Source organism: Desulforamulus hydrothermalis Lam5 = DSM 18033, from assembly GCF_000315365.1.
GTDB lineage: Bacteria > Bacillota > Desulfotomaculia > Desulfotomaculales > Desulfotomaculaceae > Desulfotomaculum > Desulfotomaculum hydrothermale.
In genome coordinates this window covers 135,791-162,175 of sequence record NZ_CAOS01000013.1, presented here as the reverse complement: position 1 = coordinate 162,175, position 26,385 = coordinate 135,791, and the positions used below count along the sequence as shown (strand labels likewise).

The following is a 26,385-nucleotide window of genomic DNA, read 5'->3' as shown; positions in this document are numbered from 1 at the left end:
GCCCCCTTTACCTTTGGGCCTGTTTGCTTTGCTGCGGGCGGTTGTGCCTGGCCTTGGCTTGCTTGGGCTGCATTTTGGGTGCCTGATGATGTTCTAAGAAAGATTGGACATAGGCCAGCTCTTCTTCCCGGGTGTGCACTAAGCCGTCCAATCTGGCCCGCCATACGGCATCCAGGGCTTTGCGGTACATGGGACCCGGTTGATAACCCATCTCCTTAATATCTTTCCCGTTTACAGTGGGTTTATTTTTATGCACGGATTCCATTACCATGCGGAAACGGCGAATGGCAGTTTTATCCTCCAACAAAGTCAAAAATAAAGGATAAGCCTCCCGGGGCAGGGTCTGGACAATTTTGGTCAATTCCGACAGGGGGACTTCTTCCGCCACTGCTAACCTTTTTAAGGCAACCCGGCCATAGGCAATGGTATCCAATACCTTATCGGTCTGCCGGCGTCCCAGGTTATAGCGCTGGCAAATTTGGTAAGCCGTTTCCTGGGTGGTTAGGTGTAAGATGCCCAGGAAATACGGCAGCCATTTTTCCGCCGGTTCGGTCCAGCCCCAGTTGCGCAGAATCATCAGGGCCTGCGGAATCTCACTGATAACATACTGCACTTCCCAGAAAGTAATTTCCGGAAACAGGTAATCCCATACCCCCAGCTCCCACATGCGGTCCAACATATGCTCCGGGTCCGCTTCTTCCAGGATGCTCTTAAGTTCCCCCCACATGCGCTCTGTACTGAGACGGGCCAGGATTTTTTCCCGCACAGCCTCTTTAATTAACCGGAGGGTCTGGGGTTCAATGGCCATGTCATATCTTTGTTCAAACCGGATTGCCCTCAGTATGCGGGTGGGGTCCTCGATAAAACTCAAGTTGTGCAGCACCCGGACAGCACCGATTTGCAAATCTTCTCTGCCGTTAAAGTAATCGACCAATTCACCGAACCGGTCAGGATTTAAAGCCACCGCCATGGCATTAATGGTAAAATCCCGGCGGTATAAGTCGTGTTTAAGGGATGACTGTTCTACCTGGGGCAGGGCAGCCGGGTATTCGTAATACTCCACCCGGGCAGTTACCACGTCTACCCAGTAACCGTCAGGAAAAATTATTTCCGCTGTACCAAATTTCTCATGGCACCGTACCCGCCCACCGATTTCCCGGGCCAGTTGATCGGCCAGCTCAATGCCGTTGCCTTCGACCACCAAATCCACATCCAGGTTTTCTACCTTAAGCAACACATCTCTAACCAGGCCGCCCACGGCATATACTTGGTAACCCATCCTTTCGGCCACTTCCCCGGCTTTAATCAGGATGCTCATTATCCGGCCGGGCAAGACACGCTGTAAATCCGGCTTAATATTGGCAGTTTTGGTGGCCGCCTTCTGAGTGTAGGTGGTACTATAACGCCCCTTATATCCTTCATGCAGGGTGCGCAGCACATCGGTGCGGGAAACGATGCCGATCACCCGATCCCCCTCCACCACCGGCAACCTGCCTATATCCTTTTCAATCATTAAATCCTGTACATCATGGATATTCATATCTTTATGCACTGTTATGACATGGGCGGTCATATAACCTTTAACCGGCGCGTGGCCCAGCCCGTGATGAGTTGCTTTTTCCACATCCCGCCGCGAGATAACCCCTACCAACTTACCGTCCTTAATCACCGGTAAACCGGTATGGCCATAACGCAGCATTATTTTGCCGGCTTCCTCTATGGTTGTCTCAGGGAAAACCATTTTAACAGGGCTTGACATAATATCTTTAACTGTCAGGGGCGGCTGGATCATGTTGCGAATCAGTTCCAACAGCCGCTCCGCCACTTCATCCACCGACTGCCCTTTGATGGTGGCCGAAGCAGCTGCCGGGTGCCCTCCGCCGCCAAACTGTTCCATAACCTCCTTGCAGTTTACCTCTTTTAAAGCACAACGCCCCACCAAGTGAACCCGGTCCTCCATCTCAACCACTGCAAAAACGGCGTCAGTCCGCTCAATTTCGGACAATTTATGGGTCAGCAAGGCCAGCCCCCCCACAAATTCATCCACATTGCCGCGGGCAATTAATACTTTGGTGCCGTTAATTTGATGGTGTTCCGCACTGACCAGCAGTTTTTTCAGCAGTGCCTTTTGATCCTGGGTCAGCGGGCGGCCTAAAAAGTCTGCCACTACCGCCAGGTTAGCTCCCTGTTCCAACAAAAAAGCCGCCGCCCGGATATCCCTGGGAGTTGTATTGGTAAAAACCAAACAACCGGTATCTTCATAAATCCCCAGCATCATGATGGTAGCTTCCAGGGGAGTAATTTCCAGCCCCTTGGCTCTAATCCGTTCAATCAGAAGGGTAGTAGCCGCTCCTACCGGCTCTACCACTTCAACTTTGCCTTCAACATCTCCCGCCGCCCGGGGATGATGGTCGTAAATGTGCACCTCCACCTGGGGCCGGTTAAACAGTTCTTTTAACTTGGATACCCGCCCCGGACTTTTGGTATCCACCATAATCAGACGCTTAACATGTTCAATGTTAATATCTTTAATGTTGCGCACATTTTTGAGGGTGTCTTTGTGCAGAGCAAGAAATTCTTCAACATTACGGGATAATTTGCCGGGAAAAATCAGTTCCGCGCCGGGATAAAGTTTCTGGGCTGCCACCATGGAGGCCAGACCGTCCAGATCTGTGTTGACGTGCGTGGTGATAATCTCCAACCAGTACACCCCCTGAGAAAAATGTTACTTTATGTAAATACATACAATTATAACATATAATAATTGCCCCGGAAAAGAAGCCTTGCTCAAAAAGGCACAAACCCGGTCGGTTTCCGGGGGGCACAAGCAGGCTTGGCGGCAACTTGAAACGTTTCCGTGAAATCCAGGGTATAAGTAAAACACCCTGGCCATGCTATATACTTTGACCAGGGTAATTGGTTAAATATTTACAGGTGCGCTATAATCAGCGAGAAGATGCCAGTTTAACCAGGTTGCTGCGCAGGCGGTCAGGCATCACGTCATTGCGAATCAAATCACAGTAGTCCTCCCGCCGTACAATTAAATCTGCCCTGCCGTTATTTACCAGGATCATGGCCGGACGGGGCAGCCTGTTATAATTCATAGACATAGAGTAATTATAAGCCCCGGTGCCAAGTACCGCCAGTATATCACCCGGTTGCAGGGACGGTAAGGCAATGTCCCGGATTAACATGTCGCCCGATTCACAACATTTGCCGGCAATAGATACCTTTTCCACCGGCTGTTCATGCATCCGGTTGGCCACACAAGCTTCATACTTGGACTGGTAAAGGGCCGGTCGGGGGTTATCCCCCATACCGCCGTCCACTGCCACATATTTTCTGATGCCGGGAATATCTTTAATGGCACCTACAGTATAAAGGGTAATACCGGCCGGACCGGCAATCGACCTGCCTGGCTCAACAATAACCTTAGGTACAGGCAAATCCAAAGCGGCCGCTGTATTTTTCACAGCTGTCATCAGTACATCTGCATATTCTTTCACCGGGCGGGGCCGGTCGCCCTGGTAATAGTAAATACCCAGGCCGCCGCCCATATTTAATTCTTCTGCAACAAAACCGGTCTCCCGGTAAACGTTATGCACAAAGCCCATCATAACCTCTGCAGCATGGGCATAGGATTGCAGTTCAAAGATTTGGGAGCCGATATGGCAGTGAAAACCTGTCAACTGTACATGAGGCAACTGCAGCGCTCTTTTGACGCCTGCCATAGCCATACCGTTTTCAATGACCAAGCCAAACTTAGAATCAATCTGTCCGGTTTTGATGTACTCGTGAGTGTGAGCTTCAACGCCGGGACTGAGACGCAGCAAAATGTTTACTTTTACCCCCATCTCACCGGCAAGATTATTTAAGGTTTCCAGCTCATACCGGTTATCTACCACGATGCGACCCACTTTATATTCCAAAGCCATCCGCAATTCTTCCGGCGACTTGTTGTTGCCGTGAAAATATACGCGCTCCATGGGAAAGCGGGCTTTGGCTGCCGTATATAATTCGCCGCCGGATACCACATCCAGCCCCAGTCCTTCCTGTTCAACCATAGAGCAAACAGCTAAATTAGACAAGGTTTTGCTGGCATAAATCACTGTGGCCCCGTAGGACTCGGTAAAAGCCTGGTAATAAGCACGACAGTTTTGCCTGAACAGGGTTTCATCAATTACATATAGGGGAGTGCCAAATTCCCTGGCCAGTTCTACCGTGTCGCAACCGCCGATTTCTAAATGGTTCTTCTGGTTAACTTGCATTGTTCCCTGTAGTTTCATGCATTTCTCCTCCCAAACTATATTACGCCGCCCATAGTTAAAATTGTCACTGCCCGGCAATACCACTTAGTGGAAATAACCTGATAATATTGAACGGCCTCAAGGGTTACTTGGGCCGCCAAAGATAAAAAGCGTGTGAGTTAAGGACTTTCAGTATTGCGTAAATTATAGCACAGGCCAAAAAACAGGGTCAAGCTGCCCGGCTTTATAATGCTGTATACTTGCAGTGGAATTTAATCTCCCCGGCAAAGATTGCTCATTATTAATTTATCCCACAGGGATGAACATAGTTAATTTCAGGCGGATACAAAAAACCTGCCCTAACAGGCAGGTTACAGAATGTCGACAAACATATCGGTGTCTTATGATCCCCTTTGGCTCCGGTCTACACACCGACAGCACTATGATTCGCTACGGTCGCCCTTGGGGTCGCCTCAAACGGGCCATCCTGGCCCGGTTCGGCTGGCGCCCACGTCCTGTGGGCGCCACCCCAATGGCTCCTTTCGCTCATCAAGTGCTGTTACCGGTGCTTCGACAAGTCGCCGACAGGGGATCATAAAACCACTTCACTTTGTTTTACACCTTTGTCTACAGTCTGAAACCTGCCCTAACAGGCAGGTTAATTTACCGTGTCTTATCGGATTCTGCAATGTTTTGCTGATTTTTTCTATGATTACGCTTTTTAGTCGCCTTGGTTCCCGGGGCAATTTCACCGGGCTTACCGTACTTAGCCCAAATTTCTTCCAGCTCTTCGGGAGTCAACACATAATCGTAAACCCTGTTTTCGGCCATGATGCAAACCCCTCCCACATAAATCTACTAACCAATCAGACAACTCATTATATACAACAAACAGTCCTGCTTCAAGCGGTAATTATTGGATGCCTTGACCTATTTGCGGTGCCGTAGATTGTCTGTTTGTCTTATGGAGGGGGCTTAAACCGCAGCTGCCGCTGTTTAAATAAAGTATCCACCGTTTAGCCTGGTGAACCCTTTTTTCCAGGTCCTGCACCATGGGCAGCAATTGCTGATTGGTATAAACTCCCTGTGGTTGATACCGAAAAACATCCCGCAGTATTTTTTCGATTTGCTCCGGGCTGTAACCTAATGCCTGCATAGACAGCATTGCCCGCTCGATGCGCCATAACAGTTCCCTGCGGTCCGCTACCATTGCCATGACCTACCCTTCTCTGTTGAAGGCAAACAGAACTATATCAATGATTATATTATATATTATTTTCGCTTATATTTAAATACATTTGTTATGTAAAATAAATTGCATTTTAAAAGGTTACTTTATTCCTTTCATGGACAGAGAAACCCTTCCCCTGGCAGCATCCACAGCAAGTACCCTTACCTTTACCACATCACCCACTGCCACAACATCCAGCGGATGGCGAAACCGGCGGTCGGTAAGTTCAGAACGGTGTACCAAGCCATCTTCCTTTAAACCAATATCCACAAAAACACCGAAGTCGACCACATTACGCACCGTACCCTGTAGTTCCATGCCGGGTGACAGGTCTTCAATCTTTAAAATATCACTGCGAAACAGGGGGGCCGGCAAATCTTCCCGGGGATCTCTGCCCGGCCGCAGCAAACCATCGATAATATCCCGCAGGGTGGGTATGCCGGTAGCTAACCGGCTTGCCAGGTCTGCCGGCTCCACCTGCTGCAGGCGGTTTTTCATCAGGGGGCTGCCCAGATCAGATAAATCACAACCTATTTCTTGCAGCAGCTTCTTGACAACAGGGTAAGACTCCGGATGGATACCGGTTCTGTCAAGGGGGTTGGACCCGTCCAATATACGCAAAAAGCCAACGCTTTGCTCAAAGGCTTTGGGTCCCAAGCGAGGCACTTTTTTTAATTGGGTTCGCTCTGTAAATTTACCGTTTTCTTCTCTAAATTTGACAATGTGCTGCGCCACGGCACTGTTAATCCCAGAAACATACGATAAGAGAGAAGCCGAGGCTGTATTCAAATCAACCCCCACCAGGTTGACCACCGATTCAACTACCCCTTCGAGGCTTTCTTCCAACCTGCGGGCAGCTACGTCATGCTGGTATTGACCTACACCAACCGACCTGGGTTCAATTTTAACCAGTTCCGCCAGGGGATCCTGCAGCCGCCGGGCAATAGAAACCGCACTGCGCTGGGCCACATCCAACCCGGGGAATTCCCGGGCCGCCAGTTCGGAAGCTGAGTAGACGCTGGCGCCTGCCTCATTGACAACAATATAGCGCACCTGTGACCAGCCCTGCCGCCTGATAAGTTCTGCTACAAATTGTTCTGTTTCCCGGGAAGCAGTACCGTTGCCGATGGCAATAACATTAATGCCGTATTGCTGCACCAGACGGCTGACGGTCTCGCCGGCCTCCGCCACCTTGCTTTGGGGCGGCGTGGGATAAATAACACCTACATCCAAAAGTTTACCGGTGGCATCTACCACTGCCCACTTGCAACCGGTTCGGTAGGCAGGGTCTATACCCAAAACCGTTTTATCTTTTACCGGCGGCTGCAGCAGCAACTGCCGCAAGTTTTTGGCAAATACTTTAATGGCCTGTTCCTCAGCAGCTTCCGTCAGCCGGTTGCGGATATCCCGCTCAACAGCCGGCGCCAGCAACCTCCGGTAACCGTCCTGCACAGCTTCCCGCAACAGGCGGGCAGCACCGCCATGAGCAGGCACCCATTGGCGGCATATTTTATCTATTACCGGTTCTTCTGCAATTTCTATTTTTACTTTCAGAATATCTTCTTTCTCGCCCCGGTTAATGGCCAGTACCCGGTGGGGCGGTACCTGTTTTACCGGCTCCCGGTGCCGGTAGTACATTTGGTAAACCCCCCGCCGGTCTGCCTCCTGGTTTTTTACCTGACAAACCAGTTCCCCCCGCTGAAACGTAAAGTCACGCACCCAGCCGCGGACAGCCGGGTCATCGGTGACAGTTTCAGCAATAATATCCATGGCTCCCTGCAGTGCTTCTTGGGGCGTAATAACTTTGGCTTCCGGGTTAACAAAAGCCGCCGCTTGTTGTAACGGGTCGGCAGCGGCGGGAGCTTGCAGCAGCCAGTGTGCCAGCGGTTCCAACCCCCGCTCGCGGGCTACCCCGGCCCGGGTTTTTCTTTTGGGCCGGTAAGGCTGATACAGGTCTTCTACCGCCGTAACCGTAGCTGCTGTTAAAATTTTATCCTTCAGTTCATCTGTCAGCTTGCCTTGCTCGGCAATGGCGTTAATTACTTCCTCCTTACGCTTGTATAAATTGCGCAGGGAGGTTAACCTTTCGGCAATTTGCCGGATTTGCACCTCATCCAGTTCACCGGTCATTTCCTTCCGGTAGCGGGCAATAAAAGGGACGGTGTTGCCATCGTCCAGCAGCTTGGCAGTTTGCTCCACCTGTTTTTCTTTAACAGCCAGTTCACCGGCTATTTGCCGGTAAATGTTGGTTTCCCCTAACATGTAACCATTCTCCTAACTATGGTTTTATGCAACTTATGCCAAGACTTTTTCGACGTCAAACAGCAGCTTTCCTCCCTTGCGTAAGATATGTGAAAATGCCCGTTAAACGGGCATCCAGACTGGAGACAAAGGTTGTAAAACAAGGGAAGGTGGTTTTATGATCCCCTGTCGGCGACTTGTCGAAGCACCGGTAACAGCACTTGATGAGCGAAAGGAGCCCTTGGGGGGGCGCCCACAGGACGTGGGCGCCAGCCGAACCGGGCCAGGATGGCCCGTTTGAGGCGACCCCAAGGGCGACCGTAGCGAATCATAGTGCTGTCGGTGCGTAGACCGGAGCCAAAGGGGATCATAAACCACCGATAACGTTTGTCGACGCTCTGGGATGCCCGTTAATCGGGCATCTAACTCCGGTTTTGCATAAACTGCAATATAATTGGCTTCAGTGGCCATTGAAGCCTCCGTAAAATCAGCTGCAGTGACCGGCGGCTGCACCGGCAGCCAAGGCATTGGACCATTTGCCGCAGCGATCGCCCCAGCGGGCAATAACCTGACCGGCTTCAGCCATTTCAATTACTTCACATAAATTAGGACAGCCGCTGCATTCAAAGCTGCCTGCTCTATACTCCAGGTCAGCCACCCCAAAACCTTTAAACCGGGTTGGCCCCCCCCTGGCTACGGCATCCCTGGCTAAAAGGGCCGCTCCTACCGCTCCCATAACATTAAAGTACTTGGGAACATGCACCTCCATACCGATAGCCCTTTCAAAAGCTCGCCGCATGCCGGCATTGGCCGCAACACCGCCTTGGAACACCACCGGCCCGAGAATTTCTTTGCCTTTGCCTACATTATTAAGGTAATTGCGCACCAATGCTTCACATAACCCAGCTAAAATATCCTCCAGGTTAAAACCCATTTGTTGTTTATGAATCATGTCAGATTCAGCAAAAACCGCACAACGCCCGGCAATGCGCACCGGGGTTTTGCCCCGCAAAGCAAGATCGCCAAATTCTTCAATGGCAATATTCAGCCGGCTGGCCTGTTGATCCAAGAAACTTCCGGTGCCTGCCGCACAAACGGTATTCATGGCAAAATCCGTAACTACGCCGTTGCGCAGGATAATAATTTTACTGTCCTGTCCACCGATTTCCAACACGGTCTGAACACCCGGCACCAGGTGGGATGCGGCCACCGCGTGGGCAGTTATTTCATTTTTTACGGCATCCGCCCCCACCACGATGCCCGTTAGCTGCCGACCACTGCCGGTAGTGCCGACTCCCCGGATGACGGTGTGGGGTGGCAGTTTGTCACTGATTTGTTTTAAGCCTCGCTGTACCGCCGCCACCGGTTGACCGTTAGTGCGCAGGTACATACTTTGTAAAACGTTGGTGTTTTCGTCCATTAAAACTATATTAGTGCTTACAGAGCCTACATCAATACCCAGATAACACTTCAGCGGCAAGCCAATACCCCCCATTGTTCTTTCCTTTTATGAAGTAAATCAATAAACGCCTCCAGCCTGGTTATCATGCCTGCTTCGCCGGAATGTTCGTCCATAATCAGAGTCATTACCGGCAAACCGGTTGCACCGCTCACCTTGGGCAGAATGCTCTGGGCCACAATTTCCGGCATACAAGTAAAGGGCAGGACTTGAATAACCCCGTCAAAACCCTGCCGGGCATACCAGACAGCCGCACCTACGGTTTCCTCCCCGTGTCCCCCGACAAAATGGCATAAATAGGGCGGGGCTGCTTGCTTGAATCTTTCGCTGCTGGGTACATTTTTTACTAATCCCATGAACAAGTGATCATTGATCCACTGGCTGAGCATCATGGAACGTTCCACTTCAACCCCCAGGTAACCCAGATGCCTTTCTATATTTACATTAGAAAACGGTTCCAACAGGGTATATATTTCGCCCACCAGGGCCACTTTAAGAGCCGGCCGGCACATATCTGCCGGTACTTGCTCCATAATGGCCCGAGCCCGGTTAAGAGCCGGGGGGATTTCTGCCGGCTGCTTTGCCCGGTCAATTTCTGCCACTGCCTGCTGCAGCGCCCGGTCGGTCGCCCCACGAACAAGTTCCCGGGGACGCAGGCGAAAAGACATTTGTTCTATCTCATCCACCGCCCTGGCTTTTAAATAACCAAAGCGGATGGCATTAATTACTTTAAGCCAGGGCCGGTTGCCGGTAATTTTACGGATGCGCCCCAGCAGTTCGCCGATATGTTTTTCCGGCGGTTCTAAAACCACCAGATTGTAATGAATATCTAAGTCTTTTAATATTTCATTCTCCACATAGGCATAATACCCAAAGCGGCAGGGACCGCAACCGCCGGCCATCATAATGGTGTCTGCCCCCAGTTCCCTGGCCTCAATAAAGTTGCCGATATTTAATTTTAAGGGCAGGCAGGCAAACTCAGGGGCATGTTTTACTCCTAAGTCCAAGGTCCGCTTGCTGCAAGGCGGCGGCACCACCACCTGGATATCCAGGTATTCCAGCATTCCTTTTAAGGATACATACATATATCCCATATGCGGAAAGGTTACCTTCACAGGGCTGTCCTCCTCCGGCGAACCATGTCTAAAAAGGCCTCCAAGCGGGTGATAATACCGGCTTCCCCGGTATGTTCGTCCAGGTTGATGTTCATAAAGGGCATTTTTCCTTCCCTGCGAATAAAGCGTTCTATCAGCTCGCCGGTCATCGAGTCCGGCCCGCAGGCAAAGGCAGCCACATGAATTATGCCGTCCACCGTACCTTGGTCGTGGTAAGCCATTGCTCCGCCGGTCATGCGCCGGGACAGGGTCCAGAACAGTTTTTTGGGCAGCCTGGCCACCCCCTGATTAACCGTATGTTCGGTCAGATTATCTGCCGTTAAGACCCGGGCACCCGACTTTCTTAAGCGATTGATCAGATTCATACTGATAAAAGCATCATAAATATTATAGGGGTGACCGATAACGGCCACTGTCAGGTCACCGTTTGCCTGGTGCGGTTGAGGTTTTTTACCGGCCATGACTGACATGGCTTCTTCCGGCAGCAACCCTTGTTCCAGCAGCCGGCAGTATTTTTGGTGAACCGGCTTGGCTCTTTGATAAGCCAGCCAGGACTGCAGGGGCCCTTTACCCAGGAGCTCCCCCACCTGCCGGATAAATTTATGAATATCCCCCGGCTTGCGGTGCTGATTGATCACATTATCTATCACCGGGGGCAGGCCGCTGATATTTTGCTTAACCATGTCCGGAAACCCTAAAAACTTGGGACAGATATATTCCCGCCGGGCCACACTGACCATGCGGGGCAGAAATATATAATCCACTCCCTTGTGCAGCAAATTCTGTACATGGCCAAAGGCCAACTTAACCGGCAGGCAGGCTTCATCTACGCAATGCTGCACTCCCCGGGTTAAGATATCTTTAGTGGTGCGGTCGGAAACTACCACCTCAGCCCCTAAACCTTCTAAAAAACTTTTCCATAAAGGGAAATAATAATAATAAAGTAAAGCCCTGGGAATCCCCACTCGAACAGGCATATTCCCCCTCCTTTATAAAAAACAAATGCATTGTTAGTATTGGCAAATTTGTTACTGGTTATGCTCTAACCAGGAAAAACTTGGTATAATATTTTTGCAATAAAACTTTATTCTCAGGAGGGGAGCCCATGAGTTGCCATACTTGCAGTTCCGGCGGGCCGGCCGGCATTTCAGTGGGAAGCGAGGAAACCGTTACTGAATTAACCAGGGTGGTTGGCATAGAAGAAGCCAACCGGTTGCTGGCAGAAGGCTATTTCTTTGTCAGCATGTATTTTAACCAGGCCGAACAGCAAGAAGTATATATTTTAGCTCGCTTAAAAGCCGGGCAAAAGCAAAAAAATCCCATCGGGTTTTGCAGACTGTAGACAAAGGTTGTAAAACAAGGGGAGTGTTTTATGATCCCCTGTCGGCAACTTGTCGAAGCACCGGTAACAGTACTTGATGAGCGAAAGGAGCCATTGGGGGGCGCCCGCATAATGTGGGCGCCGGCCGGACCGGTCCAAAAGGGGGCGTTTGAGGCAATCCCAAGGGCCGGTGCGAATCATAGTGCCGTCGGTTCCCGGAGTGACAATAAGATTTTTCTAAGTTAGTTGACAAATATAATTTCCCCAGATATGATAATAATTATCATTATCATATCTGGGGAGTGGCAGTTTTTATGGACAAAATATCCGGTTTGCTGCAAAAGGACATTTCTCGCCGTAAGTTTCTGGAAATTATGGGTAAAATCGGCCTCACGAGCCTGACCATGGGCGTTATTAATTACCAACCCCGTTTCGCATGGGGATCATTCAAAGTAGTACCGGTGGCCGCTGATAACCCTTCTATTGTCTGGCACGAAAGTAAATGCAAAAGGTGCGGCAAATGTGTGGGGGCCTGCACAGGCCAAACCGTTTTAGGCTATTACAACAGCAGCGGCGGCAAAATTATCTGTACCAATTGCGGCCAATGTGTTTTGCGTTGCACCAACAGCGCTCTCACCGAACGGGATGATACCGCCAAGGTATGGCAGGCCTTAAATAACCATGACCTGCATGTGGTAGTACAAACCTCTCCGGCCAGCCGGGTTTCGCTGGGAGAAGAATTCGGTCTTAAAGCCGGCACGGTGGTGGAAGGAAAGCAGGTAACTGCCCTTAAACAATTAGGCTTTGCTGCTGTATTCGACACCGGTTTTGCCGCGGACTTAACTGTCATGGAAGAAGCCACCGAATTGGTGCAGCGTCTTACGGGCAAGTTGAATAAACCTCTACCGCAATTTACCTCCTGCAGTCCCGGTTGGGTTAAATTTTGTGAGCATTTTTACCCCGACCTGCTGCCCCACATGTCTACCTGCAAATCTCCCCAACAAATGTTGGGTGCTGTTATAAAATCATACTACGCACAGAAAAAAGGCATTGACCCGGCTAAAATTTTCACCGTTTCTGTCATGCCCTGCACAGCCAAAAAGTTTGAGTGCCAGCGCCCTGAAATGAATGATGCCGGTCTGCTGGCAGGCAAGCCGGGCATTAAGGATATGGATGCTGCTCTGACCACCAGGGAACTGGCCCGCATGATTAAGCAAAAAAATATTAATTTTACCAAGCTGGGCGACTCACTGTACGATTCCATTTTCGGCGAAAAGAGCGGCGCCGGCCTAATCTTTGGTTCCAGCGGCGGCGTGACGGAGGCAGCCGTACGCACCGCCTTCTACCTGTTGACCAATACCCGGCCGCCGGATCAATTGCTTAACTTTACTGAGGTCAGAGGACTAACCGGCATTAAGGAAGCAGTTGTTAACATACCCGGTTTTGGCAACCTCAAAGTTGCCGTCTGCCAGGGATTGGGAAATGCCCGAAAAGTTTTGGAACTAATCCGTTCCGGCCAGGGTTCCTGGCATTTTGTCGAATTTATGGCTTGCCCCGGCGGTTGTGTGGGTGGCGGCGGTCAGCCCAAAACCACCGATAATGCCCGTACCGCCCGCGCCACCGGTTTATATAACCTGGATGCCGCCTCAAGCAAGCGGTTAAGTTACGAGAACCAGGAAGTCCAAAAGATTTATCAGGAGTTTTTCGGTTTTCCCATGAGTGACAAAGCACACCAATTACTGCACACCGATTATATTGCGCGGGGGTTGTAAATAAGCTAGTTTGGATTAAACCGAAAATGTCAACAAAGTTGTACAAACAAGTTTACGGTGGTTTTATGATTCCCTGCCGGCGGTGCGAAAACCGGAACGGTGATAAACCGCCGGCAAGGCTTGTCCACAATCCGGAGGAGCAGTCTCAAAAGGGTAATAAACATAAAAGCATTCCGCTTCACGATCAAAAGTGAGGCGGAATGTTTGTTTTTCATGTTATTTTGACATGTAAGCAGGGCTGCAAAACAGGAAATGACTGTTGAGACAGACCCTTTTAAATTAAACTGAATAATTTGTTTCATGCAGATGACTACTATGTTTCATATTTCATTTGTGTTAAGTTTCTGTAATATATTTGTCGTATGTGTGACAGTGACGCCTGCCAAAGATTAGTAAAATGTCATATAATGTCGTTTTTGCGACAAGTTGTCAGCGAGGAGGTTTACTGATCATGAAGGTGGGCACCGGTTTTAAGCAAGGAAGCCTTAGCCTAAAACTATTCATTTCTTTCCTGGTTATTACCTTGGTCCCTTTAATTTGTTATTCTTTTTATAGTATTAAAAAATCAGAACAGGTGCTGAAGCAGCAATACGAGATACAAACGCAACAGTTATTAAGCACTAATTTAAATGAAATTTTAGCGGCTGAACAAAGAATTATCATTGAGATGGCCCAAAACCCTATCATAAAATCAATGGATTACACACAGGCTGAGCCTTTTTTTCAAAGGTTTCTTAAGGATAATCCCCAGTATTCTCACCTTTTGATTTGTAATTCCCAGGGGATTGAAATTGCCCATTCCGAAGGTTCGGATCACCATGGTAAAAGCATTGCCGAAAAGGAATATTTCAAAGTTCCCTGGGAAACCGGTAAACCTGTTATCTCGGATGCCACCTTTTCTAAAAGTACCGGCAGAAAAATTGTGGGGCTGGGTGTGCCCATTTTCAACAGCAATCAAAAGGCCGGCGTCTTGGTTGGTTTTATTCGCCTGGAATATATATCAGAGCGGATTACCACCAAAAAAGTTTCACAGAACGGCTATACTTTCATGCTAAACAAAGACGGCTATCTAATCGGCCACCCGGATACAAACAAATTATTGCAAGTTAACATGCTGGAGAATCCCGATATTGATCAACACTGTAAAACAATTATTGAACGCATGTTAAAACAGGAAAGCGGTGTGGAGGAAATAACCCTGGACGGCCGGGAAGTGATTATTAATTATAAACCGGCCAACATCAACGGTTGGTCTATTGCCGCCGTTAGCCCGGTTACGGAAGTTTATGCCCTGGCGGGCAAACTAAAACAAGATACCTGGAAAGCACTGCTCATAATCACCCTGTTGTTGTTTATTGTCGCTTCCTTTGTCACCGGTAAAATATTAAAGCCAATTTATGGTTATATAAGGCTGGTTAATGAACGGGATTTCTCGCAAAACATTAAAGGTTCGGATGAACTTGGTACCGCTTTTCAAAAATTAGCAGCAGACCTGCGGGCATTGCTGCAATCCTTTAGTCAAAATACAGATAAGCTGGCCTCGTCTTCTGAAAAGTTTAAAGAAATAACCGAACACTCGGCCGCCGCCGCCTGTGATTTGTCCGGCAAAATCCAGAGTATTGCCGAAGCAACCCAGGCGCAAAAGGAAAAAATTAATGAAATCAGCAGCTTTATCGCAAAGTTAAACAGTGAATTATTACGCATCCAGGATGAGTTGGCGGGCAGCCGGCATTCCTCCAACCAGGCCTATTACTCTGCCCAAAGCGGCCGCAAGCTGGTGCAAGAGATGGCTTCTTCCATAGACACTTTAAACAACAAGACAAATCAAATTAACACTATTGTTGATACCATCAGTTCCATCGCTGAGCAAACCAACTTGCTGGCTCTTAATGCGGCAATTGAAGCTGCCCGGGCAGGAGACTCCGGCAAGGGATTTGCGGTAGTGGCGGAAGAAGTAAGAAAACTGGCCGGCCAGTGTGCCGAGGCAACTACTAAAATTGCCCGGCTGGTACAAGATATTAAAAGTGATGTTGAAAAAGTGGTTAACCTGGCCTCAGATCAAAACAACACCAACAATGTTGTGCAATGCTTTGAAGATATTTTAACTAAAGCTCAGATGGCCTCTGGCAGCGTATCCGACCTGGTTACCGCCGCCCAGGCAATTCAGCAGGAAAGCCGGCAAATTGAAACAGAAATTAACGTGATTGCCCGGGCAGTTACGCAAACCGCTGAAGCGGCAGAAAGCATTGCCGGCTACACTGAAGAGCAAACCGCTACCGTACAGGAATTATCCGGTTCAGCTGACGAATTAAATCAGGTGGCGGTTGAAATGAAGCAGTCATTAGAGAAATATAAGTATTAAATAACAGCCCCCGGAAGGGGCTGTCCAGAGTGTCGACAAATATTGCCGGTGGTTTATGATCCCCTTTGGCTCCGGTCTACGCACCGACAGCACTATGATTCGCTACAGTCGCCCTTGGGTTCGCCTCAAACGGCCCCTCCTGGCCCGGTTCGGCTGGCGCCCACATCCTGTGGGCGCCACCCCAAGGGCTCCTTTCGCTCATCTAGTGCTGTTGCCGGTGCTTCGACAAGTCGCCGGCAGGGGATCATAAAACCACTTGGTTACATCCTTTGTCTTCAGCCTGAACAGCCCCCGGAAGGGGGCTGTCTGCTTTATTGCTCCAGTTTCTCTAACCTAACTGCGCACACTTTTAACTCCGGGGTATGGGATCCGGGACAGCGAGCCCCGTTGGTCAGCTTATTGACGGCGGCGTCAGGAAAATGAAAAGACGCAAACACCATCCCTCTAGGTACCTCATCCGTCAGCCGCACTGGCATAACTATTTCGCCCCGCCGGGAAATCACTTTGACCCGGTCCCCCTGGGCCAGCCCCATTTCTCCGGCATCCTGGCTGTTAACATCTAAATATTCAACAGGGTAAACATCCTTTAAGCCTGTCCGCAGGGTCATGCTGCCGGTGTGATAGTGAAACAAGCGCCGGCCGGTGTTTAACAGCAAGGGATATTGCCGGTCCGGCAGTTCATCCGGCGGCCGGTATGCTACTGCATGGAATTTGCCTTTACCGCGAACAAATTTTTCCTGGTGCAGTATGCCGGTGCCCGGGTGATCCGGGGTTGGACAGGGCCACTGAATTCCCTCTTTAACCAGGCGATCATATGAAATTCCGGCATAAGCAGGTGTTAAAGCAGCCATTTCATCAAATATTTCCCTGGGGTGCCGGTACCTCATGGGCCTGCCCAGCGCCTCGGCCAGAGCACAAAAGATCTGCCAGTCTGCCTGGCTGTTGCCCACCGGCGGAATAGCCTGCCTGACCCGCTGCACCCGGCGCTCGGTATTGGTAAAGGTACCGTCTTTTTCAGCCCAACTGGCTGCCGGTAGCACCACATCAGCCATTTGGGCCGTTTCGGTAAGAAAAATATCCTGCACCACCAAAAAATCAAGCTGGCTTAAGGCCTGTGTTGCATGATTGGCATCCGCTTCCGAAATAACCGGGTTTTCTCCAACAATATACATGGCTTTTAGCTCGCCCCGGCAGGCTGCCTGCAGCATCTCGCCGACAGTCATACCCGGCTGTGCGGGCAGCGGGCCGCCCCAGGCTTTGCTGAATTTTTCACGACAGCTTTCTTCCCAAACGGGTTGGTAGCCGGGCAGGTACTGCGGCAACGCCCCCATATCACAGGCACCCTGCACATTGTTTTGACCGCGCAGGGGGTTAATGCCGGTAGATGCCCTGCCAATCTGGCCGCACAGCAGGGCCAGGTTAGTAACCGCCAAAACGTTGTCCGTTCCGGTCACATGTTGGGTCAGTCCCATGGTATATAGGATCGCAGCCCGGCCGGCGGTAGCGTACGCCCGGGCCACCTGCCTGACGGTTTCTGCCGCAATCCCCGTTACTTCCTGGGCGTAGGCCGGGGTATAATCCCGCACGGCTGCTGTCAGTTCGGGCAAACCCTCACAGCGTTCTTCGACAAACGGCTTGTTCCAGAGGTTTTCTTCAATAATTACATTTATCATACTGTTGAATAAAACAATATCTGTGCCCGGCTTAACGGGCAGGTGAATGGCAGCCAGTTTGGCCAGCTCGGTTTTCCTGGGGTCTACCACCACCAATACCGCTCCCCTTTGGATAGCTTGGCGGATAAATAAGGAAAGCACCGGGTGAGTTTCGGTGGTGTTAGTACCAATGGCCAGAATCAGATCTGCCCCGGCAATATCTTTAATGGGATTAGTCATTGCGCCGCTGCCTGTGGCAGCTGCCAGTCCCGCCACCGTGGGGGCATGGCAAAGACGGGCACAATGGTCAATATGATTGGTACCCAGCACCAGCCTGGCCAACTTGTTGAGCAGGTAGTTTTCTTCGTTGGTTATGCGGGCAGAAGCCAGCACCGCTATGCTCCGGCCGCCATATTGTTGTTTTATTTGCCGGAAACCTTCAGCCACTTTCCGGATAGCTTCAGGCCAGCTCACTTCCTGCCAACGCCCGTTTTTTTTCACCAGCGGCACAGTCAAGCGCTGCGGATGGTGAATAAATTGATGCCCGTACCGTCCTTTAACGCACAGGTGGCGTCCGTTCACGCCGTGCCCCGCTGCCTTAGCCCCCACTACCCGGTTATCTTTTACCAACAGGTCAATCTGGCAGCCAACTCCGCAGTACGGGCAGGTGGTGGTAACAGGTGTCAATTCCCAGGGTCTTCCTTGACCTACCCTGGGTTTATCGGTTAAAGCACCTACCGGGCAGACTTCTACACAGGAACCGCAAAAAACACAACCCGCCTTTGACAATCCAAGGTCTAAAGGTGTGGCCACCTTAACCCGGAAGCCCCGGTAACTGTAATCAATAACACTGCGGCCCACCACCTCAGAACAAACCCTTACACATTTACCACAAAGAATACATTTATTCATATCCCGTATGATAAAAGGGTTGTCTGTTTCTATGTCATAAGCACGGGCGGCCCCCTGCCAGGCTCCCTTTTTTACCCCATAGCGGTAAGCATACTCCTGTAAACGGCAGGTTCCGTTTTTTTCACAGGTTAAACAATCAGACGGGTGGTTGGCCAGCATAAGTTCCAATATGGTTCGCCTTGCTTCCAACACCCTGGCCGACTCGGTATATACGACCATGCCCGGCCGAACTTCTGTCACACAGGAGGCCGGCAACTGTTGCCAGCCCTGCACTTCCACGACACAAATGCGGCAACCGCCGTAGCGGCTTAAGGCCGGGTCGTGACAGAAGGTGGGAATATCAATGCCCAGCATACCGGCTGCTGCCAAGATGCTGGTTCCCCTGGGAACAGTTACGGTTATATCATTAATCATACATGTGATATCAGACACCCGCATACCTCCTCAGGCCTTAACTACTGCTTTAAACTTGCATGAATTCAGGCAGGTACCGCATTTAACACAGCGGCTTTGGTCAATAACATGGGGCAGCTTCCGCTCACCTTTGACAGCATTAACCGGACAGCTTTTCAAGCAAAGACCACAGCCACGGCACATTTTTTCATCAATAGAATAGCGTACCAGGCTGCTGCATACACCGGCCGGACAGCGTTTTTCCACGATATGCGCCATATATTCCGCTCGAAAATACTGCAAGGTAGATAATACAGGGTTGGCACAGGCCTGTCCCAGACCACACAGGGAAGTGCTTTTAACCACCCGGCACAATCGCTCCAAATCAGCCAAATCTGCCGGCTCAGCCTCACCACGGCATATCCGCTCCAGTATTTCCAGCATGCGCATGGTGCCTTCCCGGCAGGGCGTACATTTGCCGCAGGACTCCTGCTGGGTAAAAGCAAGAAAAAAACGTGCCACGTCAACCATGCAGGTATCCTCAGCCATTACCACCATGCCGCCGGAACCGATGGTGGCACCCAGGGATGATAAAGAATCAAAATCTACCGGCAGGTCCAGATGTTGGCCGGTTAAACAGCCGCCGGAAGGTCCGCCCAGTTGTACCGCCTTAAAAGACTTGCCGTCCCGGATGCCACCGCCAATATCAAAGATAATTTGCCGCAGTGTTTTGCCCATCGGCACTTCCACCAAACCAGGGTTAGCCAGCGCCCCGCTTAACGCAAATATTTTGGTGCCGGGTGATTGTGCCGTGCCCAGTTGACGATAAGCCGCCGCCCCCAGTTGTATTATCAGCGGCACGTTGGCCAGGGTTTCTACATTATTAAGAACAGTAGGTTTATCCCACAGGCCTTTTTCGGTGGAACGGGGCGGTTTTACCCGGGGCATGCCGCGCAAACCTTCAATGGAGGCTTGCAAAGCAGTGCCTTCGCCGCAGACAAAGGCCCCGGCACCTTCCTTAAGTTCAATGTCAAAGGAAAAACCGGAATTCAATATGTTTGAACCCAGCAACCCCCATTGCCTGGCCTGATGGACGGCAATACGCAATCTTTTGATGGCCAGGGGATATTCGGCCCGGCAATAAATATACCCCTGCCGGGAACCTGTAGCAAAGCCGGCGATCAGCATACCCTCCAAAACCGCGTGCGGGTCCCCTTCCAGCAGCGAGCGATCCATAAAGGCACCGGGATCCCCTTCATCGGCATTACAAATAATATATTTTATGTCGCCTGCCGCCCGGCGGGCTGCCTGCCATTTCTTGCCGGTGGGAAAACCGGCCCCTCCTCTGCCCCGCAGCCCGGACAGGCTTATTTCTTCAATCACCTGCTCAGGGGTCATGTGCTGCAACACCCTGGTCAAACTGCGGTAACCTCCCGTTGCCACATAGTCAGCAATTTGCTCGGGATCGATGTGACCGCACCGTGACAGCAAAAGCATAGTCTGGCCGGCATAAAAAGGAATTTCAGCCATACGGGGGTATGGCCGCCCGGTCGAATCCCGGTAGACCAGCCGTTCCAATATTTTTCCGTCGGCCAGGTGCTGCACAATAGCCCGGGCATCTGTTGGTTTTACCCGGGTATAAAAAATATCTGCCGGCTTAATATGCACAATAGGTCCTTGTTCGCAAAAGCCGTGGCAGCCGGTGATCTTTACTGTTACGGCGGCTGTCATTCCTGTCTCCGCCAGGGCCTCCTGCAAGGCCGCGGCCAGTTGGGCCGAGCCGGCAGACTGACAACCCGTGCCACCGCAGGTTAGAATTTGCTGTTCCGTTCCGCCGGACGGTGCCAAGATCCGTTGCAGGTGGTTCTGTATCTTTGTTTTGCACTCGTCATTGCTATGGCAAAGGGGGCCTGCCGTGCGGCAAGCAATATAGCTGCTGCAAGGCGCAGTGGGTGTATGTGTACACGCCGGACAACAGTTGTCCATTAAAGTTTTCATAGGCAGCCCCCCGATTTGCACTCAACAATCTTTTTAACCGCCTTATCCGGCGTCAGCAGCCCCTCAGTAGCTTTATTCACCGTCATCACCGGCGCCAAGCCGCAGGCTCCTAAGCAAGCTACGGTTTCCAGGGTAAACCCTAAATCCTGGGTGGTTTCGCCGGCTTCTACCCCCAGGTATCCTTTTATCGCCTCCAGCACTCTGCCACCACCCCGAACGTGGCAGGCTGTGCCCTGGCAAACTTTTATTATGTTGCGCCCCCTTGGTTTTAAATGAAACTGGGAATAAAAAGTAGCCACCCCATAAACTCTGGACAACGGTATTTGCAAGCCTGCAGAAATCTCTTGTAAAAGATCCGGGGCAAGAAAACCGTAGATGGCCTGAGCCTGCTGCAGCACAGGAATCAGTGCCCCCGGCCGGCCCTGATACTTTTGCAGCAGGTGGGCAAGTTTTCTTTGTTTGTCATCACACTGGCAATTCATCAAGCCATCCTCCTACAATCAAATTCATTTCTTATTGTACTATTTTGACAAACAAAGTTCCACCGTGAATAAACACTTTATTAAGTCCAGCAAGTTGTCTTGATGAAGACAAACAGACTGTAGAAAAAGATTGGGCAGCCAGTTGAGCTGTTTTTTTGATCCCTGCCGGCCTTACCCAAACGCCGCCAGCAGCACTTGAGGTGCGAAAGGTTACATGCAACCGACTTGGAATCATAAAGTACCCGCATTTTTTTAAAGCTTGTCAAAAAAACTGAGGCCCTGTATTTAAGCAGGACCTCTTAAAACCATCAGAATTTCTTTTTTAAAGCGTTGGCCAGGCAATAGCCGGCGCCGCCCCACAGTAGAACCATTGCCAAAACCATCATAAAGACCGCGCTACCTGTCATATGTCACGCCCCCTTTAACCAGTGACTGCTCACCTTGCCACTTCAGTTTGGCCATGAGCATGCCGCCCACCGTAATAACAATTAAAACAAACCAACCCATCCAGAACAAAGCCTCGGGCGGGTAACCCTCATAGGGCTTTTTCAAATCGCTGATTAAGGTCATGATGCCGGTATAGCCGGCTACCAGCGGTGTAACAACTTTTATGGAAAACAACCACCAGTTGCCAACCTTAAAGTCGGAGATGGGATTAATGTGGTCTTTAATGGATTGCAGGTTAAATAACCAGCCAATCAACAGAACCTCCAGCAAACCGCCAAATACAATGCCAAAGTTATTGGTAAAGTGGTCAACAATGTCCAGGATATATAAGCCGCCGCCGGTGGCAAACAAAAGACTGCAGGCGGCTGCCGTTCCGGTGTAAAAAATGGTTGCCGGTTTCCGGGCCAGGTTAAATTTATCCATCAAGGCGGCAATTGCTGCCTCATTAATGGAAATTAATGAAGTGATTCCGGCAAATGTAAGCGCCAGGAAAAATAACACACCAAAGAAGGGTGCCGCACTGCCAAGGGTACCGATGGCCGCCGGGAAGGTAATGAAGGCCAGACCAACACCGGCACCGGCAACTTCTTTTACAGGTACGCCTTGGGTGAAGGCCATATGCCCCAGAATGCTGAACACTGCCATACCGGCCAGCAGGCTAAAGCTGCAGTTGGTCAGGCAGGTGGTAAAGGCGTTATTCACTACGTCAGAATCCTTGGGCAAATAGCTGGCATAAGTAATCATAATAGCAAAGCAAGATACTCAAATCAAAGAAAATCTGGCCGTAAGCAGCTGTCCACACGTTGTAATCCAACAACCGGCTAAAGTCAGGCTCAAACAAGAAGTTTAAACCTGCGGCAGCACCGGGCAAGGTTATGCCGCGGACGGTGATAAATACAACCATAAAAAACAAGACAGGAATTAAAATTTTGGCTACCCTTTCGATACCGGCCTTAACACCGGCGTAAATGGAAATAAACGCAACGGACCAAACTAATAATAACGGAACTAAAATCTGGGTATTAAGACCGCCCAGTTCGAAGGGACCGCCGGTAAGTTTCAGGTATTGGCCAAAGAAAAAGTCTTTAGGCGCATCGCCCCACGCCTGCGTAAAGGAAAAACCGACATAAGACAAGGCCCAGGCAATAACCACCACGTAATACACCGCAATAAAGAAACATACCAGTATCTGCCACCAACCTAACCATTCCCACTTGCGGTTCATACGGGCCAAAGTAAGCGGAGCCCCGCCCCGAAACTTATGACCGATACCAAACTCCAAAATCATTATAGGAATCCCTGCGGTTAATAAAGCAAAAAGATAACAGAGAAAAAAGATACCGCCGCCGTTATCAGCCGCCATGTAAGGGAACCGCCAAATATTGCCCAGCCCTACGGCTGACCCTACGGCTGCCATAATAAAACCAAACCTGGTGCCCCATTGTTCACGTTGTCCCAACTGTCATACCCCCTCATTAATTAGTAATTTATCAATACCGCGGGTAAATTTATGTTTAAAGTGTCAAGCCCCCTTTCTAAACACATGTGTCACTAATTGAACAATTTTTTGTACTTTTAATTTACGACACTTTTTTAAAAATACCTGCAAAATTATGTGTCTAGATTTTTGACATAGTTTAAAATATCATGCTTTTTTCATGTATAATTTATTGACACAAAAGGCCGGCTGTTGTTGCAGCTGCTCAAAACCTGAAAGGCCGGTAGTCCCGGCCTTTCAGAGTGTCGCCAAACATTATCGGTGGTTTATGATCCCCTTTGGCTCCGGTCTACGCACCGACAGGGGATCATAAAACCACCTCATTTTGTTTTACAACCTTGGTCTCCTTGGTCTACAGTCTGAAAGGCCGGTAGTCCCGGCCTTTGTGTAATAAATATGGATATTAAATTAATCGTTACCCTCCGCTTGCCTGGTAACGTTATCTTCCGTTGATTCTTCCTGTGCTTCCTCAGCAGCTTGCTTTTTAGACTTGCGCCTTTTCAGCCATTCCACCAGCTTTACAATGGAAGCGCTCAGTTCAAACAGCAGATACATGGGAGTGGCCATCATTAAAGGAGTAATAATATCCGGTGAGGGAACCAGTACGGCGCCTGCCACTACTGAAATAAGGATGGCCATTTTACGTTTTTTCACCATCCACCGGTAATTGATAATATCCAGCTGGGCTAAGAGAAATACCGCCAGCGGCAGTTCAAAAATCACCCCAAAGGGCAAAATAAACATCATGGCAAAAGATATGTAATTGCCTATGGTCAGCATGGGCAACAGCTCCTCGCCGCCAAAGTGCAGCAGGAACTTAACCCCTATGTTAAATACTGAATAAAAAGCAAATAATATCCCACCGATAAAAAACAAATAAGAAACCACCACAAATATGGTGAAATATACCCTTTCCATTTTACGCAGGGCAGGCATGATAAAAGCCCAAAACTGCCATAAGATGATCGGCAGGGCAAGCAGGAAACCCATAAAAAAAGACAGTTTGATTTTGGTCATCAGGGCTTCCATAATACCTATGTAATGCATTTTATTGCCGGTAGCCAGCACCGGCTGAAGAATAATTTCCAGGATGCGGTCGCTGAAAAACCAACACACACATGCCATTATAAAGGTTGCCGCTAAAGAGATGATTAGCACCCGGCGGAGTTCCTCCAGGTGCTCCATCATCGTCTGGTCTTGATCTTCCAACAATACAGATACCCCCTTCTGTTCTGCAAGTAACCCCTGTTATACCTGATGTCTGCTGTCGCCCCGCCGGTATCCCTCCGCCCGGGCTATACGATCTAATGCAACAGTGGCCAAATCCTCACAAAACAGATCCACTTCCCCGCTCACCCGTTCATCTACGGTTTTTAGGTAAGTTTGACAGCGTTCACACAGGTATATACGGTATTGTTGACCGTCCTCCAGGGTAATAAACGAGGCCTGGGAAACGTTGTCTTCCTTGCAATAGGGGCACCCAATCCTCTTATAGCGCCATTCAGTTTCGCAGCGGCCACAGTAGAGCTTGCGTTGTCCCTGCTGACCCACCAGTTTGGCCATGGCAGGCAGATCGCCGCAAACGGGGCAATGACTGTGCAGCCAGTCTTGCAGCGGCAACCGGGCCAGCACCGCTTGTCCATAAGACTTTAAAAAGGGTCGGCAGGCAACCAGGGCAAGAAAATTTAACAAATCCAAGGGCATGCCCAGTTCCCGGGCCCAGTTTGCCTTTTGACCGTCCGGCCTGACCAGGGAGGCAGCAAAATCTCTCTTGGCCGTTGCAGCCATACTCTCTAAATTATGCAAGCATTGATCAGAAACAGGCTGCGGGCCCGCCTGCCATTTCCGGCAGGACCGGGCCACAACCATAAAACGGTTAAATAATTTCTCCCAGTCAAAGACCGGTGGAGCCACCGCTATAGCGGCATTACCTGCTTCCCATTGCTTGATCTGTTGAGGCTCCAAAACCACCTTCCACTCTAATGCCTCGGTAACATCTTCCTGTTCCAAAATTTCCAGATAAAAGTTAGCCAGATTTTCGGTATTGTCCTTGATTACCATTAAAGCATCTCCTTTAAGAGCGGTTTAGGCAGTTGCCCTGTGGTGGTTTGCCTCATGTTCCAGAATATTAAAGTTTTCTGCAATAAAGCAGTAAGCCAGGCAGCCGATGGACACCAGACCGATGCTTACAGCCCACTCCATAATTGAAGGGAAATACCAGCCGCCCAGAGCCGCAGACATACCGGTAAAGACCACGTTCATCCGGTTTAAAATTACGCCGCCGCTTACCAGCAAGCCAAAGGCAACCAGACCCTGGCGGGTATTGACCGTGTTGCTGAAGGCAATAATAATGGGAATAATCACACCCAAAACAATTTCCAACAGGAACATATTGCCTTCCAGGTTACCCTTAAATATCAAACCAAATACACCCCGGGCAGCCAGGTCGTATAGCTTGATGGCCAGGTAAAGCACCATAAAGGAAGCGGAAATACGAACCAAGCCACGCAGTACAGGTATCGGCACTTCGTGGTTAAAGGCCCGGCCGGCTAAAGTGGTTTCCAGGCAAGTCATGGCAGGCCCCACAAAGAAGGAAGAAATCAAAAACAACAAGCCGATATAGGGTGACCACCACAGCGGGTACAATTTATCCACCATGATCAGATATAACCCGCCCAGCGAGGACTGGTGCAGGGTGGGAAAAATGATTCCCAGAATCAGCAAGGCCGGTAAAGCCTTTTTAAACATGTTGTGGTACTTGGTGCCCACCTTTTCGGTAAGGATTTCGCCAAATTCCAACAGTTGGACGGTGGTATAGCAGGATACGCACCAGAACACTTCAAACAATACCGAGGTATGACCCCATGATACAAAAGGACGCCAGAAATTAAACCACTGGCCGATATCCATGAATAACCCGGCCATTACCAGCAGGTAACCCAGCAAAGAGGTTAACATAGCACTGCGGGCAATTGCATGGTATTTATTTCTGTGCAGCACATGTACAATAATGGCTGTACCGTAACCGCCCCCCGCCAGAGCCACACCGGTCAGCACGTCAAAGCCAATCCAAAGGCCCCAGGGCCAACGGTCGTTCAGGTTGGTAGCAGCTCCCAAGCCGAAAATCAGGCGGTAAACCATTACCACTACACCCAAGCCGGCCAGCAGGAGCAATATCTTGCGGGTGGGGGTCATGGTGAACCTCCACTTATATTCGGCAATTTCCTTCAATAATCCTTTATTTTCCGACATAAT

The 26,385-nt window shown here is 50.0% G+C and carries 23 protein-coding genes; 5 read left to right on the top strand and 18 right to left on the bottom strand.

What is annotated here, in order from left to right:
• Positions 1 to 7: 7 nt before the first annotated feature.
• Both DESHY_RS10855 and lysA read right to left on the bottom strand, forming a co-directional pair.
• Positions 8 to 2,701, bottom strand: a complete 2,694-nt coding sequence (locus DESHY_RS10855) for a CBS domain-containing protein (RefSeq protein WP_008412715.1) — start codon at positions 2,699 to 2,701, stop codon at positions 8 to 10.
• 244 nt (positions 2,702 to 2,945) lie between these two features.
• Positions 2,946 to 4,286: a diaminopimelate decarboxylase gene (gene lysA / locus DESHY_RS10850; RefSeq protein ID WP_008412714.1), complete on the bottom strand. Its 1,341-nt coding sequence runs from the start codon at positions 4,284 to 4,286 to the stop codon at positions 2,946 to 2,948.
• 364 nt (positions 4,287 to 4,650) lie between these two features.
• Here lysA and DESHY_RS13735 point away from each other — a divergent pair, with 364 nt between their 5' ends.
• Entirely contained in the window at positions 4,651 to 4,845 is a 195-nt protein-coding gene (locus tag DESHY_RS13735; RefSeq protein ID WP_072866135.1) for a hypothetical protein, read from the top strand.
• Between the two features lie 65 nt (positions 4,846 to 4,910).
• Here DESHY_RS13735 and DESHY_RS10845 read toward each other — a convergent pair whose 3' ends face one another.
• The 7 genes from DESHY_RS10845 to DESHY_RS10820 form a co-directional block, all read right to left on the bottom strand.
• On the bottom strand, positions 4,911 to 5,078 hold the full coding sequence (locus tag DESHY_RS10845; RefSeq protein ID WP_008412711.1) for a hypothetical protein: 168 nt from the start codon (positions 5,076 to 5,078) through the stop codon (positions 4,911 to 4,913).
• An 82-nt stretch (positions 5,079 to 5,160) separates the two neighbouring features.
• A complete protein-coding gene (locus DESHY_RS10840) occupies positions 5,161 to 5,463 on the bottom strand; it encodes a hypothetical protein (RefSeq protein ID WP_008412709.1) in 303 nt (100 codons plus the stop codon).
• Positions 5,464 to 5,577: 114 nt separating this feature from the next.
• Positions 5,578 to 7,740, bottom strand: a complete 2,163-nt coding sequence (locus DESHY_RS10835) for a Tex family protein (RefSeq protein ID WP_008412707.1) — start codon at positions 7,738 to 7,740, stop codon at positions 5,578 to 5,580.
• A gap of 155 nt (positions 7,741 to 7,895) precedes the next feature.
• Complete coding sequence (locus tag DESHY_RS13730) at positions 7,896 to 8,090, bottom strand: hypothetical protein (RefSeq protein ID WP_008412706.1); 195 nt, start codon at positions 8,088 to 8,090, stop codon at positions 7,896 to 7,898.
• Between the two features lie 116 nt (positions 8,091 to 8,206).
• On the bottom strand, positions 8,207 to 9,193 hold the full coding sequence (locus DESHY_RS10830) for an acyl-CoA dehydratase activase (protein ID WP_048818121.1): 987 nt from the start codon (positions 9,191 to 9,193) through the stop codon (positions 8,207 to 8,209).
• A complete protein-coding gene (locus DESHY_RS10825) occupies positions 9,190 to 10,293 on the bottom strand; it encodes a hypothetical protein (RefSeq protein ID WP_008412701.1) in 1,104 nt (367 codons plus the stop codon). The genes DESHY_RS10830 and DESHY_RS10825 overlap by 4 nt, the downstream gene beginning before the upstream one ends.
• Positions 10,290 to 11,270 (bottom strand): acyl-CoA dehydratase activase-related protein, encoded by a 981-nt coding sequence (locus DESHY_RS10820; RefSeq protein ID WP_008412699.1) that lies wholly within the window; start codon positions 11,268 to 11,270, stop codon positions 10,290 to 10,292. Before DESHY_RS10820 ends, DESHY_RS10825 begins: the two co-directional genes overlap by 4 nt.
• Positions 11,271 to 11,398: 128 nt before the next feature.
• Here DESHY_RS10820 and DESHY_RS10815 point away from each other — a divergent pair, with 128 nt between their 5' ends.
• The 4 genes from DESHY_RS10815 (at position 11,399) to DESHY_RS13725 (ending at position 15,998) form a co-directional block, all read left to right on the top strand.
• Complete coding sequence (locus DESHY_RS10815; RefSeq protein ID WP_008412698.1) at positions 11,399 to 11,635, top strand: hypothetical protein; 237 nt, start codon at positions 11,399 to 11,401, stop codon at positions 11,633 to 11,635.
• A 293-nt stretch (positions 11,636 to 11,928) separates the two neighbouring features.
• Positions 11,929 to 13,386, top strand: a complete 1,458-nt coding sequence (locus DESHY_RS10805) for a [FeFe] hydrogenase, group A (protein WP_008412697.1) — start codon at positions 11,929 to 11,931, stop codon at positions 13,384 to 13,386.
• A 451-nt stretch (positions 13,387 to 13,837) separates the two neighbouring features.
• Positions 13,838 to 15,748: a methyl-accepting chemotaxis protein gene (locus DESHY_RS10800; protein ID WP_008412696.1), complete on the top strand. Its 1,911-nt coding sequence runs from the start codon at positions 13,838 to 13,840 to the stop codon at positions 15,746 to 15,748.
• Between the two features lie 55 nt (positions 15,749 to 15,803).
• Positions 15,804 to 15,998 carry a hypothetical protein gene (locus DESHY_RS13725; RefSeq protein ID WP_072866133.1) on the top strand — a complete coding sequence of 65 codons (195 nt, stop codon included), beginning with the start codon at positions 15,804 to 15,806 and terminating at the stop codon, positions 15,996 to 15,998.
• Between the two features lie 61 nt (positions 15,999 to 16,059).
• Here DESHY_RS13725 and fdhF read toward each other — a convergent pair whose 3' ends face one another.
• The 9 genes from fdhF to nrfD all read right to left on the bottom strand — a co-directional run bounded on the left by fdhF (position 16,060) and on the right by nrfD (position 26,382).
• Positions 16,060 to 18,744 carry a formate dehydrogenase subunit alpha gene (gene fdhF, locus DESHY_RS10795; protein ID WP_420795118.1) on the bottom strand — a complete coding sequence of 895 codons (2,685 nt, stop codon included), beginning with the start codon at positions 18,742 to 18,744 and terminating at the stop codon, positions 16,060 to 16,062.
• A gap of 12 nt (positions 18,745 to 18,756) precedes the next feature.
• Entirely contained in the window at positions 18,757 to 20,703 is a 1,947-nt protein-coding gene (locus tag DESHY_RS10790; RefSeq protein ID WP_008412692.1) for an NADH-quinone oxidoreductase subunit NuoF, read from the bottom strand.
• Positions 20,700 to 21,185, bottom strand: a complete 486-nt coding sequence (gene nuoE / locus DESHY_RS10785; protein WP_008412691.1) for an NADH-quinone oxidoreductase subunit NuoE — start codon at positions 21,183 to 21,185, stop codon at positions 20,700 to 20,702. Before nuoE ends, DESHY_RS10790 begins: the two co-directional genes overlap by 4 nt.
• 308 nt (positions 21,186 to 21,493) lie before the next feature.
• Positions 21,494 to 21,592 carry a MetS family NSS transporter small subunit gene (locus tag DESHY_RS10780; RefSeq protein WP_048818085.1) on the bottom strand — a complete coding sequence of 33 codons (99 nt, stop codon included), beginning with the start codon at positions 21,590 to 21,592 and terminating at the stop codon, positions 21,494 to 21,496.
• Positions 21,582 to 22,334, bottom strand: a complete 753-nt coding sequence (locus DESHY_RS14760) for an SLC5/6 family protein (RefSeq protein WP_274377198.1) — start codon at positions 22,332 to 22,334, stop codon at positions 21,582 to 21,584. Before DESHY_RS14760 ends, DESHY_RS10780 begins: the two co-directional genes overlap by 11 nt.
• Before the next feature lie 4 nt (positions 22,335 to 22,338).
• On the bottom strand, positions 22,339 to 23,091 hold the full coding sequence (locus DESHY_RS14755; protein ID WP_008412689.1) for an SLC5/6 family protein: 753 nt from the start codon (positions 23,089 to 23,091) through the stop codon (positions 22,339 to 22,341).
• A 447-nt stretch (positions 23,092 to 23,538) separates the two neighbouring features.
• The gene (gene tatC, locus DESHY_RS10770; protein ID WP_008412687.1) at positions 23,539 to 24,342 is read right to left on the bottom strand and encodes a twin-arginine translocase subunit TatC; all 804 of its coding nucleotides are present in this window, start codon (positions 24,340 to 24,342) and stop codon (positions 23,539 to 23,541) included.
• 36 nt (positions 24,343 to 24,378) lie between these two features.
• Complete coding sequence (locus tag DESHY_RS10765) at positions 24,379 to 25,191, bottom strand: formate dehydrogenase accessory protein FdhE (protein ID WP_008412686.1); 813 nt, start codon at positions 25,189 to 25,191, stop codon at positions 24,379 to 24,381.
• A 24-nt stretch (positions 25,192 to 25,215) separates the two neighbouring features.
• Complete coding sequence (gene nrfD / locus DESHY_RS10760) at positions 25,216 to 26,382, bottom strand: NrfD/PsrC family molybdoenzyme membrane anchor subunit (RefSeq protein ID WP_008412685.1); 1,167 nt, start codon at positions 26,380 to 26,382, stop codon at positions 25,216 to 25,218.
• Positions 26,383 to 26,385 lie beyond the last annotated feature (3 nt).

Coding starts and splice junctions, on each gene's coding strand:
- lysA (WP_008412714.1), bottom strand. CDS start 4,286: ATGAAACTACAGGGAACAATGCAAGTTAACCAGAAGAACCATTTAGAA.
- DESHY_RS13735 (WP_072866135.1), top strand. CDS start 4,651: ATGATCCCCTTTGGCTCCGGTCTACACACCGACAGCACTATGATTCGC.
- DESHY_RS10845 (WP_008412711.1), bottom strand. CDS start 5,078: ATGGCCGAAAACAGGGTTTACGATTATGTGTTGACTCCCGAAGAGCTG.
- DESHY_RS10840 (WP_008412709.1), bottom strand. CDS start 5,463: ATGGCAATGGTAGCGGACCGCAGGGAACTGTTATGGCGCATCGAGCGG.
- DESHY_RS10835 (WP_008412707.1), bottom strand. CDS start 7,740: ATGTTAGGGGAAACCAACATTTACCGGCAAATAGCCGGTGAACTGGCT.
- DESHY_RS13730 (WP_008412706.1), bottom strand. CDS start 8,090: ATGATCCCCTTTGGCTCCGGTCTACGCACCGACAGCACTATGATTCGC.
- DESHY_RS10820 (WP_008412699.1), bottom strand. CDS start 11,270: ATGCCTGTTCGAGTGGGGATTCCCAGGGCTTTACTTTATTATTATTAT.
- DESHY_RS10815 (WP_008412698.1), top strand. CDS start 11,399: ATGAGTTGCCATACTTGCAGTTCCGGCGGGCCGGCCGGCATTTCAGTG.
- DESHY_RS10805 (WP_008412697.1), top strand. CDS start 11,929: ATGGACAAAATATCCGGTTTGCTGCAAAAGGACATTTCTCGCCGTAAG.
- DESHY_RS10800 (WP_008412696.1), top strand. CDS start 13,838: ATGAAGGTGGGCACCGGTTTTAAGCAAGGAAGCCTTAGCCTAAAACTA.
- DESHY_RS13725 (WP_072866133.1), top strand. CDS start 15,804: ATGATCCCCTTTGGCTCCGGTCTACGCACCGACAGCACTATGATTCGC.
- DESHY_RS10790 (WP_008412692.1), bottom strand. CDS start 20,703: ATGAAAACTTTAATGGACAACTGTTGTCCGGCGTGTACACATACACCC.
- nuoE (WP_008412691.1), bottom strand. CDS start 21,185: ATGAATTGCCAGTGTGATGACAAACAAAGAAAACTTGCCCACCTGCTG.
- DESHY_RS10780 (WP_048818085.1), bottom strand. CDS start 21,592: ATGACAGGTAGCGCGGTCTTTATGATGGTTTTGGCAATGGTTCTACTG.
- DESHY_RS10765 (WP_008412686.1), bottom strand. CDS start 25,191: ATGGTAATCAAGGACAATACCGAAAATCTGGCTAACTTTTATCTGGAA.
- nrfD (WP_008412685.1), bottom strand. CDS start 26,382: ATGTCGGAAAATAAAGGATTATTGAAGGAAATTGCCGAATATAAGTGG.